We start from the raw sequence: 15,713 nt of genomic DNA, 5'->3' as shown, positions 1-15,713 counted from the left end.
CCTCAGGCCCGTCTGGCCGCGGGCAGGCGCAGCAAGAGCGTGCCGTAGACGATGGCAAAACCGCCGTAGGCCACGATCCACAACAGACCTGCCGCCGTGGTCAGCGGGCCGGAGACTTCGGGCCAGACGCCGCCAGCGACCCGCGCGAAGACGGACAGGATCAGGGCTAGGTAGATTATAACCGTCCCCGCGCCGGCGGTGAGGTTCTGCCCTGTATGACCCAGCGTGGCGCGTGTCATCACGGCAAGCGTCATCAGCCCGATTGCGCCAGCCATCCAGAAATGTTGCGCGCCTGCCATTCCGAACGACCCCGGAGCAAGAATTTCCACAGCCAATGCCAGAGCCCCCAGTGGGACGAAGGCGTAGCCGGCATGCAGCACCGTCACCAGCGGTTCAGCAAAGGTCCGGTGTCCGGCCCAGCGGGCCAGGCGCAGGGCATGCAACACGCCTGCCAGCACAAGGGCCAGCCCGGTCGGCGTCCCGAGAGGCAGCACGACCCACAGCCCAAGCGCCACCAGAAGAGCCGCCAGCGCCACCTTGTCGAAGGGCTGCATCGGCGGGACGGGCAAGGCTGTGCTGCGCCGTTTGACAAGCCAGTTGCGGGTGAAGGAGGGCACGATCCGCCCGCCGATCACGGCGATCATCATGATGCCCGCGCCAAGACCCAGCCGCAGGCCGTAGCCCTGGGCCGCGTAGTCGCCCTTTGCCGCCTCCCAGTGGAACAGCGCGTTGCCGAGGATGAAGACCCCCAGCATCGCCAGCACGATCAGGTTGCGCCAGTTCTTGCCCGCCGCGATCTCGCGCGCGATCAGAAGCGCAAAGACAGCCTGAAAGGCAAGGTCTGCCAAGGCAACCAGCACGGCAGGGACGCTTCCCGAGATCGCGACCGCCACGCGGCCCATCAGCCACAAGCCCGCGAGCATCCCGAGCCGCCAGCCGACGATCGGCAAGCGCCCGGTCCAGTTGGGGACCGCGGTCAGCAGAAACCCCGCGATTACAGCACCGAGATACCCGAAGAGAAACTCATGGGCGTGCCAGGACACGGGATCGAAAGCGGTGGGCACCATCAGGTGCCCCGACAGCATCGGCACCCAGAGTGCCATCGCCAGCGCGGCCCAGACCGTCGCGGTGAAGAAGAACGGGCGGAACCCGAAGGTGAGGATCGCGGGTCCGGTCCAGGCGCGCATCTGTTCGGTTGTTGTGGTCATCATTGTGTCCTTGAGTCCCGCCTTCTTGCCGCGACGCCGTCCTCGGTTAGGATCAGGTCGAGCGGAATGTCATGGGGCTGCGGATAAATCGTCGGCAGTCGGGCGGCACTCAGCGCGATACCGATGGTGATGGGGCGTGGCGTCAGCGCAGCCAGCGTCCGGTCGAAATAGCCGCCACCCCAGCCCAGCCGATAGCAATCGTCGGTCCAACCGAGGCAGGGGGCAAGCGCGATATCGGGCAGTAGCAAATCGGCCTCGGGCGGGGGAACGGGGATACTCCAATCACCCCGCGCCAGTTTCGTCTCTGACGTCCAGCGGCGAAAGATCAGTGGTGCTGCAGGCGTTTCAACCACCGGAAGCGCGATGGTCACGCCCGCGCGGTGCAAGTCAGCCAAGACCGGGCGCAGGTCGGGTTCCCCCTTGATCGGCCAGTAGCCGGACAGGACGCATCCGCGCCCCACGCCGCCTTCGGTCAGCACCCTCCCCAGATGCCCCGCGACCCTGTCCGAGACCTGCGCCCGCCCGGCCTGGCCCAGGCCCTCCCTAAGCCCGGCCAGCCGTGCCCGTTCGGCCCTGCGCCAGCGTGCAACATCGTGCGCCTGCTCGGGATCAACGCCAAGCGGGTCGAAATACGCGGGATCAACCTCTGCCGCCATGCAGGGCGGCGAAGCATATGTCCCGTCCTTGGTCATCTTGCGGGCTCGAAGCGGGGGAAAAGTACGTCATTCTCCAGCGCGATGTGAGCAGCCAGTTCCTCAAGCAGCGTCGCCGTGCCGCCATAAAGCGACCGCCAAGACCCGCAGGCATGCTCTGGCGGCGTCAGATCGGCTGTCAGCTTGCGGATCAGCAAGATGGATTCGGCGTGATCGTCATGGTCTGCGCGCATGACCGCAATAGGGTGTTCGGTGCCCGCCCCGCCGCCTGCGCGCATCGCCGGAAACAGGATCATTTCTTCCTTGGTCATGTGATCCTCCATCTCACGCGCCAGCGTGGTCAGAGCATGGGCAAGACCCTTGGGGGCGTCAGGATCATCGGCGTGAACCTGTTCGACAAGGCTCGCGAGAGGGATCAGCGATGCGAGGTCGGCCCTGTGCATTTCGTGATAGTTGGTCAGGATGTGATCGATGAGGGCGCCGGTTTCCTGCGGCACTGCGGTGGTGGCATCGCCATGCATGGCACGTCCATTCTGTGGTGAGTCGTCGGAACTGGACGAATTGGTATTTGATTTGCCGATTACACTTCTGTAATGCGTATTGCAAATACCAAATCAGGAGCGCGACCTTGCGTCTCACATCCTTCACCGATTTCGGGCTGCGCGTGCTAATGCGCATGGCGGGCGATCCCGGCCAGGCATTCACCGCCGCCGATCTCGCTTCGGAGTTCGGCGTGTCGCGCAATCATCTGGCCAAGGTGATCTCAGCCCTGTCCGCCGCGGGCCTGCTGGAAACCAGGCGCGGCGGTGGCGGCGGCGCGATGCTAGCGCAGCCTCCCGAGGATATCAGGCTGGGCGACGTTGTGGCGCTGCTCGAGGCCGGCCAGTCGTTGGTTGAATGCTTCGCAGACACCGGCAATACCTGCACGCTCACGCCGCGATGCCGGTTGAAGGCACGTCTGGGCCACGCCGAGGCCGCCTTCGTCGCGGACCTCAACCGCAGCACACTGGCCGATTGCGTCTACCGTCCCGAAAGCGTCTGACGCGCCACCAGCGCGATGTCACCCAAGATCGCGCCTCGCAACGCCATGGCTAACACCGCCCGCATCTCGATCCCGCCGCCCTGCGCCACGTGAAAGCCTAGCCGCGCGAAAACGAGCAGCGTGGCCGGGCGGAAGTTCGGTCAGCACCATGCGTCCTCGGTTGCATCGCGCGCGAGGATCGCCTCGAACTCGTGCTCGGGGATGCGAATGAATCCGTCCTCTGGGCGTTGTGGCGCCATGGCGCGCCTCCCTCAGCCGATCTTGCAACCCCAGAAGGACGTGTGGTCGGCGGCGAAGTAACCGTCCGCGACCCGGAAATATCCCTGCAGCTCCACGGTATCGCCCGCGGTGAGCGGCACCATGGTCTGCAGCCAGATCGCGGTGGCCTCGGAGACATGCGAACTGGTAACTTCGCCGCGTGAGCCGCGGATCTCCGTCGTGCCATTGAAAAGGAGCCGCCCGCTCATGCGCGCGGATGTGCTGGTATTCACCTTGAAGAGCAGTGTGGCGCCGAAGAGGTAGGTGCCGTCTGCTGCTGCCACGAAGCGGTTGTTCGCGGCGTCGAACGCGCCCTGATCGTTGTAGTCGGTGTTGTTGAGGCCGATCTTCGTCCAGGTCCCGACGCCGACATAGTTGTCGAATTTCGTATAGGCTTTGAACCGCGGCAGCCGGGGTGGGTCGACGATGCCGGTGGCGTTGTCGACGATCAGCCCGTCGAAGAGCGTGCTGCCGTCGATTGCGTCAGGATATGAACTCCTCGATCCCGTCGAAGCCGGAAGCTTGCGACGTGTCCACGATGAGCCTTGTTCTTGCCGACGGTGTCATGCCGAACTCGGCAGCGTAGCGGACCATGTCAGCCATCGCTTTGTTCGCGGTTCCGACCAAAGGGTTCTGAATCAGGCTGCCGCCTTTCGTCCGAACAACAAGCCCATTCGTAGTGGCGTCCCGAGACGCCATGCGCGACAAGGCGTCCTCTGCGGCGCGCCAGCGGCCATAAGCCTGACAATAGGCGGCGAGCGCCCCGCGGTCGAGGCGGCTCAGAATTCCTAGAGCGGCGAGTTCGGCGGCGACACGGTCCCACTCGATGCGAGCGGCCTCGGTGAGGTGATCAGGAGCATCCGGGATCGCGACGTCCGGATGCGGCTCACCGGGGTTCATGCGATGCGGTCGCGCAGTTCCTGTCACGAGCTTCATATTGGTAGGGAGAGTTCTGGGGCCGCGCGGTGGCATCTATGGCGTTCTCCGTTACCCCCGGTCCGAATATTGGCTGCGTGGAAGACTGGCTGCCTCCGCCGGTTCCCGGGGCCAACCCTCCAGAGATTGGACCCGCCCCCGCCCGGTGCAAGGGCGTGCAAAGGATACCAAAGCCAGCAAGTCATTGCCATCCTGACAATTTCCGACATTGCATGACGACAACCGTCAAGCTGCTTGCCTGATGGACCGGTTTAGACCGCGGGAGCACTCAGTGATGTCCTCGATCGATCCGGCTCAGAAGATTGCCGACACTGGAAACATGCCACCGCCCGCCGCGACGTGTCCGGATGCCACGGGTGTTAAGTTCATCGGCCATGGCTCGGAGGGTAGTATGCCCCTCGACACGGATGGCATCGATGATCGGTGCGAGTTCACATGCAAAGTCATCCGCGTTCTGACTGACGGTCTTGCGCAGCGCGATGCCGCCCTTGCCCGCGCGCCTGAGCGCCTCTGCGCCATTCGGATTGCCCAGCTTCACACCGCGGGCCTTGGCCGCCGCCAGCGCCTCCCTGGTGCGGCGGGAGATGGCCTCGCGTTCGGCCTGGGCGACGAGGGCCATGATGCCGACGGTCAGATCGTTGGCCTCGGGCATGTCACAGGCGAGGAAGCGGACGCCGCTGGATTGCAGGGTGAGAAGAAAGGCCGCGTTTCGGGAGAGCCGGTCGAGCTTGGCGATGACCAGAGTGGCGCCGGTGAGGCGGGCGAGGCTCAGGGCCTTGTCCAGTTCCGGGCGGTCGTTCCGGCGCCCGCTTTCCACCTCGGTGAACCGGGCGAGAACCTCGGCGGACCGGGATGCGGCGAAGCTGTCGATGGCGGAGCGTTGCGCCTCCAGCCCCAGGCCGGATCGACCCTGCCGGGCGGTCGAGACGCGCTCGTAGGCGACGAGTTTCCGAAGCGGGTCCGCGTTGCTGACCATGTACAAACCTGCGCAACCTTCGTTTGGCAGGTCTGTACATCGCTCGACGGGCCGGCTTAGTGAAGTTCTGTCGGGTCAGAGGTTCTCGTTCAGGGTGATCGTGACCGGTTCTTCGTGTGCCTTTTCGAGCCTCGGTGGAGGCCCCCCGCCCATGGGCCGTTCGAACCGGTTTCCGTCCTCGTCGACGCCAACGATGACGATCTCGATCTTGTCGACCGGCTCGTGCTGCGCACCGACCGGCATGTCGATGCGTGTCCGCGCAACCGGGGTCAGCCCCAGTTCGGTCATGTAGCGGCCCATCAGTTCCAGCTGCTTGTTCGCAACGGTAAGCCAGGGCGATTGTTGGACGTAGCCGCTTGGGGTCTTCAGCAGGGCCGGTGTTTCGGCCAGCTTCTCCTCGGCCTCGACCCAGCGGGCCCAAGCCTGGCAATAGGCGGCCAGCGCCGCGCGATCCGCGACGGTCAGCAACCCCGCCCGGTGCAGCGGGGTCGCGAGGCGGCGCCATTCCTTCTTCGCCACGGCGGACAGGTGATCGGGACAGCGCGGCGCGGCATCGAGCGGGGTCTGCGCGAGGGTGCCGGTCTTCGGGCTCGGTTTGCGGCCGCGTGGCATCAGCCCGGCTCCTCGCCTGCCTGGGTCACCTCCAATGCCACCGCATCGGTGAAACGGGGATCGACGCCGATCCGGGCCGTTCGTTCCGCGATCTGGTCGAGGACGCGCATCAGCGCATCCCGGCCGCCGGTCGTCTCGACCCTGCCGCTGTGATCCATGCCGACCGTCTCGCGCCAGCCGGCCTGCGTCTTGAGGTAGAAGATGGCGGAGGTCGTGTCGCCCGCCCGGGCCTTTTGCAGCAACCCGTTGGCGACGTGGGCAATGGCCTTCGCCTTGCCCCTTTTATAGCGCGCCGCAATCTCCTCGTCCCGGTCGCAGATCGCCTGGAAGGTGCGTCGCCCGATCCCGAAGTAATCCGCGATCTGCTGCTGGTTCAGAAGAGCGGCCAGGGTCTCGACCTCGCGGACCTGGTCCTCGGTCAGGGTGGTGGTCGGCCGGGCCATCACGCCAGTCTCTCGAAGGCACGTCGCAGGGCAAAGCTGCGCAGGAAGGACAGGATCGTGAAGCCGGCACTGATGACGAGGTGCTGCCGGAGGTCGGCCTGGAGACCGACGGCCGGGAAGATCACCAGCTGCAGCGCAAAGGCCGTGAACCAGCCCACGACGACATTGGCCGTGGCCTCGATCGCGGACATGGCGCGGGTCTGGCTCATGCGGCCTTCTCCTGCCGCTCGGCGGATATCTCGGCAAAGCTGCGCCCGCTGACGTCCAGGACAGCCTGTTTCCCGGTGAAGGCCTGCCAGCGCAGGACGCAGACATCGACATAGGCCGGGTCGAGTTCCATCGCGAGGCAGGCGCGTTTCGTGGTCTCGGCCGCGATGATCGTGGTGCCGGAGCCCGCGAAGGGTTCGTAGATCGCCTGCCCGGGCGAGGAGTTGTTCAGGATCGGGCGGCGCATGCACTCGACGGGTTTCTGCGTGCCATGCACCGTGGTCGCGTCCTGGTCGCGGTTCGGGATGGTCCAGAGCGTCGACTGCTTGCGGTCTCCCGACCAGTGACCCTTGCCGCGGACGGCATACCAGGCCGGTTCATGCTGCCAGTGATAATGCCCGCGGCTCAGCACCAACCGCTCCTTGGCCCAGATGATCTGGCTGCGGATGTCGAACCCGCAAGCGACCAGGCTTTCAGCCACCGTCGTCGCGTTCAGCGCGCCGTGCCAGACATAGGCCACGTCGCCGGGGAACAGCGCCCAGGCCTCCCGCCAGTCGGCCCGGTGATCGTTCATCACCTTGCCGGTGCGCTTCGTCTTCGCGGCACCGGCCTCGTTACGCCAGGCGGGATCGTAGTCCACGCCGTAGGGCGGATCGGTCACCAAGAGATGCGGGGTGACACCGTTCAGCAGACGGGTCACGGCCGCCTTGTCCGTGGCATCGCCGCAGAGCAGACGGTGCGGACCAAGCATCCAGAGATCACCCGGCTGCGAGACCGGAATGGCGGGCGGTTCCGGCGTCTCTTCCTCGCGAGGATCGTTGTCGCCATGGGACAGCAGCGCATCGAGTTCCGCCCCGTCGAAGCCGAGGCTGCCAAGGTCGACGTCGAGGTCGGCCAGGTCCCCCAGTTCGAGGGCCAGCAGCTCCCGGTCCCACCCGGCCTGTTCGGCCAGCCGGTTGTCGGCGAGGATGTAGGCCCGCTTCTTCGCCTCGGTCAGGTGCGTGAGTTCGATCACCGGCACGGTTGCGAGCCCCAGCTCTTGCGCCGCCAGCACCCTGCCATGCCCCGCGATGATGCCGTTTTCCCCGTCCACCAGCACCGGGTTGTTGAACCCGAACGCCCGGATCGACCCCGCGATCAGCGCCACCTGGGCCTCGCTATGCGTCCGGGCATTGCGGGCGTAGGGGACCAGGTCCGAGACCGGCCGCTGCATGATCGACCGGGCGCCGAAATGCTGCTCCAGCGTGTCGAATTCCTCTGCCGCCCGCTTCGCCATGACCCCCGCCTCGTATTTGGATGCGCCGATGGAGGCAGGATAACATTCTCCTAGTGAATTGTAATTATGACATTAATTCCGATATCATGACAACTGGCGACATCGAACGACATTTACTCGGAACCACATTTGCTCCGCCCGGGCCTGTTACCGCGACGACGCGACAGATTAGGACGGATTGGACGGATGAAAGTCATACTCGCTTCACGCGCGCGCGTACCAAGATATGGAATTCTAGTGTCCCATCTGTCCCACCCCTCCTGCCAATTGACAGATCGATCCGAGGCCGGGTCAAATCAATGGCAGTAAGAGGGAGCCTAAGCGTCAATGGGGCATGTTCATCTCGGGGTCATTCCCCGGTCCAAACCTTGGCGTCGGGTCGTGGAACTGCTTGAGAGTCCGCAGGCATCAGACGAAACCATCGTTTCGGCAAGTGCTGCTGCTGCCGAGAAGTCGCTGGCCGAGGCGGCCCGCGATCCGGTTTACGTCGAGGCGGTGCGGCTGCTGCTGGTCATTCCCTACTGTGCGCGTTCCCACGATTTCCCGGCAGCCTTGCGTGATAACGGCGTGGCGGTCAGACAGAGTCCTGAACTCATCGAATTGCTCGCCGCGGCCACGTCGCGACTGGACGAGATAGCACGGCAAACGAGGAATCGCACCGATATAGGTGAACTTGCCGCACATGCATTGACCGGAACCCTGTCCCTTCTGGTCGGGGAAAACTTGCCGGGCCTGTTCGATGCCACCCCGGAAGACGTACAGTCCGTAGTTCGGAAGCTTTCCTGGAGCAACGGGATCTCCCAACTTGCCCGTCTCTTCTATGCTCGCCTCGTCTCGGATTGCCTGTCCTATTGGCTTGATCGCACACTGGCGGAGCAAATCGGCCCAGATCGCCGCTTTGCCAATCTCACCGACCGCACAGCCTTCGACGCCGCCGTGTTTCATTATTCACAGGAGGCGACCCGGATTATTCAGGAGTTTTCCGGCGGCTGGTACGGCAAGACCATTCACGTCAACGGCGGGATCAACAGTCACGATGCCAACATCTTCGGCTCCGTGGCGCTGAAGAAGATCGTGGCGGAACTCAGGGAGAGGCGCGAGCGCGATGCCTGAGAACCTCGTCCGCATCGCAGGTCGCGCCGATCCGCTTCCGATCCGGATAAACGGAACTCGACCAACATTTCACCTTGGCAGCGCAAGGCTGGAAGCGCAGTGCCTTCAACCCCTCGATCCCAGATCGAAAGACTTCATGGAGATCGCAGCGACGGTTTTCGCGGCCGACGGCACGGTCAGGCGCGGCGGGGACTCGCGCAGCGGGATGGGTGAGGCATGGCGTCGAGGGTTCGAGTTCGACATTGCCGTCCGCGACGTCGAATTCTGGAACGATACCTCCGTTAAGGACCTGCTTGCTCAGATATGCAACTTCCTAACGGACGATGACTTTAGCTTCCGGTTTCGTCACTGTCAGGACGAGGGTCTCCAAGAACCCTTCCTCGAGCTCGATCCGTCTGGCACGACGTTCAGGGCTGACAACGTGATCCTTTTCTCAGGCGGGCTCGACTCCTTCGCGGGGGCGCTTGAGACGCTGGCCAGCAAAGACGGGAACGTCCTCCTGGTCTCTCATAGATCCGCCCAGAAGGTCATTCCGCGGCAGGAAACTCTAGGGGCCTATCTCGCCGAGCGCTTCCGGGGACGGGTCAGGCATCTGCATGTCAAGGCGCATCGCAAGGGCGCAGAGGGCAAGGACACCACGCAGCGGTCCCGCACGCTGCTCTTTGCGGCTATCGGGTCCGCCGTCGCGAGAGCATTTGGTGCGGGCAAGGTCGATTTCTTCGAGAACGGGATCGTCAGCCACAACCTGCCAATTTCGCCGCAGGTCGTCGGCACTATGGCTACAAGGACAACCCATCCTCTGTCGCTCGAACTGCTCGCCCAGCTTCTGGACCGGCTTGCCCCTGGCGAGTTGGCGCTTGCGAACGGGTTCGAATGGCTGACAAAGACCGAGGTGGTTTCCCGCATTCCTGATCATGACGATGCAGAAGGCAAAGCATCACGCCTGATCGGCGTGGCCGTCAGCTGCACCGGCGTGCGAGAACAAAACACGCTGCATACCCATTGCGGCGCTTGTTCCCAATGCCTTGATCGCCGGTTTGCGCTTCTGGCTGCCGGGCTTGGGCACATTGATCCGTCGGAAAGTTACGCGTTCGACGTATTGCGTGGTGCCCGAACCACACAGCGGGCCCAGGTGATGGGCGTGGAGTGGACACGACAGATGCTCCGGATTGGCGATCTCGACGAGCGCAGGCTCTTCGTCCAGCACGGCACCGAGGTCAGCCGTATCCTCTTGGGGCATCCGATGCAGCCGGTGCGAGACGTGATCGGCAAGACTCTCGATATGTATCACCGTCAGTCGCGCGCGGTACGAACAGTGCTGGAACGAGGTGCCGCCGAGCAAATCGGTTCAGACCAGCCTCTTCCGTCGACCTCTCTTATCGCGATGATGCTGAATGTCTCGTCCGACGGAGAAACTATGCGGTTTGAAGATTCCCGGTTGGCAGCCGCGCAGTCGCCGGCGCTTGCGTCAATTGAGGAGATCGACGAGGTGCTTCGGCCCGACGATCCGTTGCAGGTCGCTTTCTTTTGCGATGGGGACGTCAAGATCGTCGCTGCGCGCGGCTTGTGCCGGGTGCGGGGGAAGCCAGCTGTTCCGGCCCATGCCCTCAAGCCTCATTTCGACGAGGACCGCGCAAATGGCAAATGGCCTAGTCAACATCGTTACATCAAACATCGCGCGCTTAGAGGTGAAACGACGATGGAAGCGACGGCCTTGCGTCAGAACATCAGGCGATGCCGCAGGGAGTTCGCGGACGCTTTCAAGGCATTGCACGGCATCGACCCCGAGGCGCCGCTTCTCATTCAGAAAAATCCCGAGGGCGAGGGATACCGCCTCGACCCGGAGATCAAAGTGATCGCGAAGGACATGATCGACAAAGAATGAGTCGCGCCATTGGTGACTTGTCTCGATGGGGGCGCCGAACCGTTGTCACGCCTTTCGGGCGGTCTGTCACGCATCGGACAGATTTTTTCAATGTTTTCAGGGATCCTCCTGCGCGGTTTGTCACGCCAGACTTTCGGCATGTCACGCCCTGATTGGTGCGTAAATAGCTGATTTGCAATACAATTCTGCAAAACCTCACTCAGGCATCGAGGATGAGCAGAATGTCAGCTTGTCACGACCATTTCTCGGCGCGCGATCCTATGGATCTCGTTCTTGAACGCGATCTTGCGAAACGCTGGGACAAGTCACTGCGGACGCTGCAGCGATGGCGCGCGGAAGGCTATGGGCCCCCACACGTCCGCGTGGGGGGAACAATCCACTACCGTGTCAAGGATGTACTGGCGTTCGAGGAGCACCAGACACAGGGCGGGAGCAGCCTGTGATGAACCAGCCCGCTCAGAAACCAGTTCACGATCCCGCTGCCATGAAGACGTTCATCGATATTGTCTTCGGCTACCTTGAAGGCTTTGTGCCAATCCGGATGTTTGCCGAGACCGGGACAGCGGATCAGCAGCCTGTCATTGAGTTCTGCGGTATCGATGAGGCAGCAGCAAGACTCGAACGTCTGGCCCCACTCGCCGCACACCGACAACTTGGTCTGTATGTGATCCCCGGAACAACGACTCAAAGAGCCTCGGCGCAGGCGTCCGACGTCGTCCAGACCGGTGTTCTCGTTGTTGATTTGGACAAGAGTGAAATCAGCGAAAATCGAGATCTTCTGGTCAAGCATATCGGCCCCCCCACGCTCGAAGTCGCATCTGGTGGACGCACAGAGCAGCGAAAGCGAAAGCTCCATCTATATTGGCGCCTGACCGAAGCCGCGACAGGCGAAGACCTGGAACGTGTCCGGTTGATGCGGCAGAAACTCGCGAGACGCGGCGGAGGTGATCCTTCTTTCGGCAGTATGCATCAGCCGATCCGGGTGCCCGGCTCGATCCACGGCAAATATGGCAGGCTCACGCCCGTAGAGATCCTGTCCGTGAACGACCGAGAATACGATCTGGTTGAACTTGAAACTGCCATTGACGAGTTGCCAGAACTGCTACCGGTACAATCGGTCGGTGGCACAGCCACATGCAGTACGCGTCTAACGACCCGGGGCTTGGCGACAACACGTATTCGGGCTGGCGGAGTCGACGGGATAACGCGCTTCGGCGCCCTCTCCAGCTTCATCGGCCACTGGGTCAGGAACGTCCGGATCGGTCATGCGACGCCCGACGAGGCCTGGCATGCTGTTCACGACTACAACGCCGCGCAGATCAGTCCTCCCTGGGAGGAGCAGCGCTTGCGCCGTGAATTCGCAGCGATCATGAAGAAAGATGCGGAGAACCATGGTTCGCTCAGGGCCGGCGTTGGCGCCAAGATCCACACAGTCTCGGCCCCTGACTCGAGCGACGATGCGGTTGCTGCGGCCTTCGTTGCCAATGAGGGCGCTGACTGGCGCTACGTTCCCGCATGGAACAAATGGCTCCGATGGCAAGGCACGCACTGGGCTCTCGACGAAACGAACCAGATCCGGGAGCAAGTTCGTCAAGCCTGTCGCGGTGCCACCCAGCTTCTTCGTGATAAACCCGGCGAAGCACGGCGCATTGCAAGTAACAAGACAATATCGGCCGTTGTCGCAATCACCGGTGCCGATCCGCTCGTGGCGCGGGCGCCGGCAGATTGGGACCAGCACCCGATGCTGCTCAATACACCGGCGGGTACAATCGACCTCGAGACCGGGGAATGCCTCAATAACGATCGACATCACGCAATCACGCAAATAACTGGCGCATCTCTGGGGAGCACGTGTCCGCGATGGCGCGAATTCCTTGTCCAGATAACGGACGGGGATGATGAGTTGCAGAAATATCTTCAGCGATTGGCAGGCTATTGTCTCACTGGAAGGACAGACGAACAGATATTCGCCTTCTTTCACGGGTCAGGCGCAAACGGTAAATCCGTTTTCCTCAACGCGATCGGTAATGCCCTTGGTAGCTATGCGGCAACGGCGGCGCTCGGCACCTTCACCGTCTCCAAATCGGATCGGCACCTGACCGAACTCGCCGGGCTGCGGGCAGCGAGACTTGTTTTGGTCTCTGAAACAGAAGCAGGACGTGCCTGGGACGAGGCACGTATCAAGTCGATTTCCGGTGGCGAGCGCATTCGTGCGAATTTCATGCGTCAGGACCACTTCGAGTTCACTCCGCAGTTCAAGCTACTCGTTGCCGGGAACCATCGGCCCACGCTGCAGGGTGTCGGCGAAGCCATGCGCCGCCGTATGCACGTCGTGCCGTTCGACGTTACGATTCCTCCGGAACATCGCGACAAGCGCCTCCCCGACACCCTTCGCGACGAGGCGGGAGGTATACTGGCCTGGATGGTCGAGGGCTGCGCTAGCTGGCAGGTCGATGGCTTGAAACCGCCCGCACGGGTGCTGGCCGCGTCCGAGCGATATTTCGAGGCCGAAGATGTTGTCGGACAATGGATTGAGGATTGCTGCGCGAAAGCCCCGGCCGCGTCTGCGACTTCCAGGCAATTGTTCGACAATTGGTCGGCGTGGGCGAATGCCTCGGGCCACCCTCCTGGAAGCACGAAGTCTTTCGGGGAAGCTCTTCGCGCCCACGGTTTCGACGACGCGAAGGTCAACGGCGTGCGGGGCTGGAAGGGTATCAAAATAGGCCCCCACGCTCACCGGGTGGGAGATGCAGGATGAATCCCCTCCATCCTCGCCACCTTCGCCCCCTTGAACGCCGCGCCGAACTCTGCCGCCTGCTGGCCCTCGGCCTGATCCGCCTGAGGATGCGCGAGCGCGGTCAAATATCTGACGAACATGGAGACTTTCCGCTACACAATTCGGCCGACCAGAGCGGTCATGCAACCACCGCAAAAAGGAGAACGGCATGACCGACACGATCCCCGCGCGCCTCGCCGCTCTGAAATCCACCCCGACGCCGGAGCTGAAATCCCAATGGCGCGACCTGTTCGACAGCGAGCCGCCGCCCTTCAACCGCCGCTACCTGGAAAGCCGCCTGGCCTACCGCATCCAGGAACTCGCCTATGGCGGGTTGAAGCCCGAGACCGTCCGGCGGCTGGAGCGGCTGGGCGAGGAACTGGATGGCGGCGACCGGAAGAAGAGCCGCATCCGCGCCGACGCCATGCCGATCACCGGCACGCGGCTGATGCGGGAATGGCAGGGTGTCGAGCATGTCGTCACCGTCCTGTCCGACGGCTTCGAATGGCAGGGTCGGCCCTACAAGTCGCTCTCTGCCATCGCTCGCGCGATCACCGGCACGCGTTGGAACGGGCTCGTCTTCTTTGGGCTCAAGCGACAGGGAGGCCGGGCATGACCAAGGTGGCTGACAAATCCAAGGTCGTTCGAAAACTCCGCTGCGCGGTCTACACCCGGAAATCCTCAGAAGAAGGGCTGGAGCAGGAGTTCAACTCGCTGCATGCCCAGCGCGAGGCTTGTGAGGCCTTCATCGCCAGCCAGCGCTCCGAAGGCTGGGTGCTCGTCCGCGATCAGTATGACGACGGCGGGATCTCGGGCGGCACGCTGGAGCGCCCCGGCCTACAGCGGCTGCTGGAAGACATCGACGACGGGCTGGTCGACGTGGTCGTGGTCTACAAGATCGACCGCCTCAGCCGCTCCTTGGCCGACTTCGCCAAGCTGGTCGAGGTGTTCGACCGCAACGGCGTGACCTTCGTCTCGGTCACGCAGTCCTTCAACACGACCACGTCGATGGGGCGGCTGACGCTGAACATCCTGCTCTCCTTCGCCCAGTTCGAGCGCGAGGTCACGGCCGAGCGCATCCGAGACAAGGTTGCGGCCAGCCGCAGGAAAGGCATGTGGATGGGCGGCGTGCCGCCCTATGGTTATCGCGTCGAGAACCGGAAGCTGGTGGTCGACGAAGACATCGCCGCGCGTGTGCGCTGGATCTTCGCCCTCTTCCTCGAGATCGGCTCCTGCACCGAACTGGCGCGTGAGGTCGATACCCGCGGCATCCGCACGCCGCGCGGCAACCGGATCGACAAGAAGTACATCTACCGGATGCTCAGTAACCGCGCGTACATCGGCGAGGCGGTGCACAAGGGCGACAGCTATCCCGGCGAGCACGACGCCATCATCGACCGCGAGGCTTGGAACCGCGTCCACGCCATCCTGCAGGAAAGCCCGCGCAAGCGCGCCGCGCGCACACGCGCCGACACGCCCGCGCTGCTGAAGGGGCTGCTGTTCGGTCCCGATGGCGCCGCCTTCTCGCCGACGCACACCCGCAAGGGCGGGCGGCTGTACCGTTACTACGTCAGCCAGACCGTGCTGAAGCATGGTGCTGGTGCGTGTCCGGTCGGCCGCGTGCCCGCGGGCGCGATCGAGGCCGCAGTCATCGACCAGTTGCGGGCTGTGTTTCGTCAGCCCGAGATCATTGCGGGGACATGGAAAGCGGCCCGCACCCATGCCGCCGACATAACGGAAGCCGACGCGCGTGCCGCCCTGCAGCAACTCGACCCGCTGTGGGACGAACTCTTCCCCGCCGAACAGGCCCGCATCGTGGCGCTGTTGGTCGACCGTGTCGACATAGGCACGGACGGGCTCAACGTCGGGCTCCGCGTCGACGGACTCAGTAGCCTCGCTCGCGAGATGCTGGCCGGGGGCATCGGAGAAGCGGCGTGACCCGCGTGTCGCCGATCCCCGAGATAGTGACGCTCCACGTCCCGTTCCGCGTCGTGAAGCGCGGTGGGCGTAAGGAAATGCACCTGCCCGATGGTTTCCGGCCAGACCGCAAGGCGGACAACACGCTGGTCAAGGCGCTGGCCCGCGCCTTCCGCTGGAAGCGGATGCTCGAGTCGGGTGAGTTCGCCACCATCGCTGAACTGGCCGAGCGCGAGGGGATCGCGACGTCCTATATGACGCGTATCCTGCGCCTGACGCAGCTTGAGCCTAACATCATTGAGGCGGTTCTCGACGGACGGCAGAACGATGCCGTTACGCTTGCGCGACTTATGGACCCGTTCCCGATCAGCTGGATCGAGCAGAAGAACATCTTCTTCGGCACCTGAACAC

The 15,713-nt window shown here is 63.4% G+C and carries 17 protein-coding genes; 7 read left to right on the top strand and 10 right to left on the bottom strand.

Annotated features, from left to right (window positions below; all coding sequences use genetic code 11):
• Positions 1-2: 2 nt before the first annotated feature.
• Genes KB874_RS20480 through KB874_RS20470 form a run of 3 tightly spaced genes read right to left on the bottom strand, consistent with a single transcriptional unit; the run spans position 3 to position 2,382 of the window.
• Positions 3-1,208 (bottom strand): NnrS family protein, encoded by a 1,206-nt coding sequence (locus KB874_RS20480; RefSeq protein WP_212538428.1) that lies wholly within the window; start codon positions 1,206-1,208, stop codon positions 3-5.
• Entirely contained in the window at positions 1,208-1,900 is a 693-nt protein-coding gene (locus tag KB874_RS20475; RefSeq protein ID WP_249200684.1) for a 5-formyltetrahydrofolate cyclo-ligase, read from the bottom strand. The genes KB874_RS20480 and KB874_RS20475 overlap by 1 nt, the downstream gene beginning before the upstream one ends.
• Complete coding sequence (locus KB874_RS20470; protein WP_212538427.1) at positions 1,897-2,382, bottom strand: hemerythrin domain-containing protein; 486 nt, start codon at positions 2,380-2,382, stop codon at positions 1,897-1,899. The genes KB874_RS20475 and KB874_RS20470 overlap by 4 nt, the downstream gene beginning before the upstream one ends.
• A 107-nt stretch (positions 2,383-2,489) precedes the next feature.
• Here KB874_RS20470 and KB874_RS20465 point away from each other — a divergent pair, with 107 nt between their 5' ends.
• A complete protein-coding gene (locus KB874_RS20465; RefSeq protein WP_212538426.1) occupies positions 2,490-2,903 on the top strand; it encodes an RrF2 family transcriptional regulator in 414 nt (137 codons plus the stop codon).
• A 251-nt stretch (positions 2,904-3,154) separates the two neighbouring features.
• Here KB874_RS20465 and KB874_RS23030 read toward each other — a convergent pair whose 3' ends face one another.
• The 7 genes from KB874_RS23030 to KB874_RS20430 all read right to left on the bottom strand — a co-directional run bounded on the left by KB874_RS23030 (position 3,155) and on the right by KB874_RS20430 (position 7,611).
• Entirely contained in the window at positions 3,155-3,445 is a 291-nt protein-coding gene (locus KB874_RS23030; RefSeq protein ID WP_249200682.1) for a hypothetical protein, read from the bottom strand.
• Between the two features lie 199 nt (positions 3,446-3,644).
• Positions 3,645-4,097, bottom strand: a complete 453-nt coding sequence (locus KB874_RS20455) for a phage terminase small subunit P27 family (protein ID WP_249200681.1) — start codon at positions 4,095-4,097, stop codon at positions 3,645-3,647.
• Positions 4,098-4,365: 268 nt separating this feature from the next.
• Positions 4,366-5,073, bottom strand: coding sequence for a recombinase family protein (locus tag KB874_RS20450; protein ID WP_212538424.1), 708 nt, complete (start codon positions 5,071-5,073; stop codon positions 4,366-4,368).
• Positions 5,074-5,148: 75 nt separating this feature from the next.
• On the bottom strand, positions 5,149-5,685 hold the full coding sequence (locus tag KB874_RS20445; RefSeq protein WP_212538423.1) for a phage terminase small subunit P27 family: 537 nt from the start codon (positions 5,683-5,685) through the stop codon (positions 5,149-5,151).
• Positions 5,685-6,128, bottom strand: a complete 444-nt coding sequence (locus KB874_RS20440) for a hypothetical protein (protein ID WP_212538422.1) — start codon at positions 6,126-6,128, stop codon at positions 5,685-5,687. The genes KB874_RS20445 and KB874_RS20440 overlap by 1 nt, the downstream gene beginning before the upstream one ends.
• The gene (locus KB874_RS20435) at positions 6,128-6,337 is read right to left on the bottom strand and encodes a DUF7220 family protein (RefSeq protein WP_212538421.1); all 210 of its coding nucleotides are present in this window, start codon (positions 6,335-6,337) and stop codon (positions 6,128-6,130) included. The genes KB874_RS20440 and KB874_RS20435 overlap by 1 nt, the downstream gene beginning before the upstream one ends.
• Positions 6,334-7,611, bottom strand: coding sequence for a site-specific DNA-methyltransferase (locus tag KB874_RS20430; RefSeq protein ID WP_212538420.1), 1,278 nt, complete (start codon positions 7,609-7,611; stop codon positions 6,334-6,336). Before KB874_RS20430 ends, KB874_RS20435 begins: the two co-directional genes overlap by 4 nt.
• A gap of 381 nt (positions 7,612-7,992) precedes the next feature.
• Between KB874_RS20430 and KB874_RS20425 the strand changes: the two genes are divergently transcribed.
• The 6 genes from KB874_RS20425 to KB874_RS20400 all read left to right on the top strand — a co-directional run bounded on the left by KB874_RS20425 (position 7,993) and on the right by KB874_RS20400 (position 15,709).
• Positions 7,993-8,724 carry a DUF1016 N-terminal domain-containing protein gene (locus tag KB874_RS20425; RefSeq protein WP_212538419.1) on the top strand — a complete coding sequence of 244 codons (732 nt, stop codon included), beginning with the start codon at positions 7,993-7,995 and terminating at the stop codon, positions 8,722-8,724.
• A complete protein-coding gene (locus KB874_RS20420; protein ID WP_212538418.1) occupies positions 8,717-10,609 on the top strand; it encodes a hypothetical protein in 1,893 nt (630 codons plus the stop codon). Before KB874_RS20425 ends, KB874_RS20420 begins: the two co-directional genes overlap by 8 nt.
• 442 nt (positions 10,610-11,051) lie before the next feature.
• On the top strand, positions 11,052-13,367 hold the full coding sequence (locus tag KB874_RS20415) for a phage/plasmid primase, P4 family (RefSeq protein ID WP_212538417.1): 2,316 nt from the start codon (positions 11,052-11,054) through the stop codon (positions 13,365-13,367).
• Positions 13,368-13,554: 187 nt separating this feature from the next.
• Positions 13,555-14,001, top strand: coding sequence for a DUF2924 domain-containing protein (locus KB874_RS20410; protein ID WP_212538416.1), 447 nt, complete (start codon positions 13,555-13,557; stop codon positions 13,999-14,001).
• Positions 13,998-15,323, top strand: a complete 1,326-nt coding sequence (locus KB874_RS20405) for a recombinase family protein (RefSeq protein ID WP_212538415.1) — start codon at positions 13,998-14,000, stop codon at positions 15,321-15,323. Before KB874_RS20410 ends, KB874_RS20405 begins: the two co-directional genes overlap by 4 nt.
• Positions 15,320-15,709, top strand: a complete 390-nt coding sequence (locus KB874_RS20400) for a hypothetical protein (RefSeq protein WP_212538414.1) — start codon at positions 15,320-15,322, stop codon at positions 15,707-15,709. The genes KB874_RS20405 and KB874_RS20400 overlap by 4 nt, the downstream gene beginning before the upstream one ends.
• Positions 15,710-15,713: the final 4 nt, after the last annotated feature.

It is taken from the genome of Thetidibacter halocola (genome assembly GCF_018224955.1).
GTDB lineage: Bacteria > Pseudomonadota > Alphaproteobacteria > Rhodobacterales > Rhodobacteraceae > Thetidibacter > Thetidibacter halocola.
Note: the sequence above shows the minus strand (reverse complement) of the source record. Positions and strands in the feature narration are given on the sequence as shown.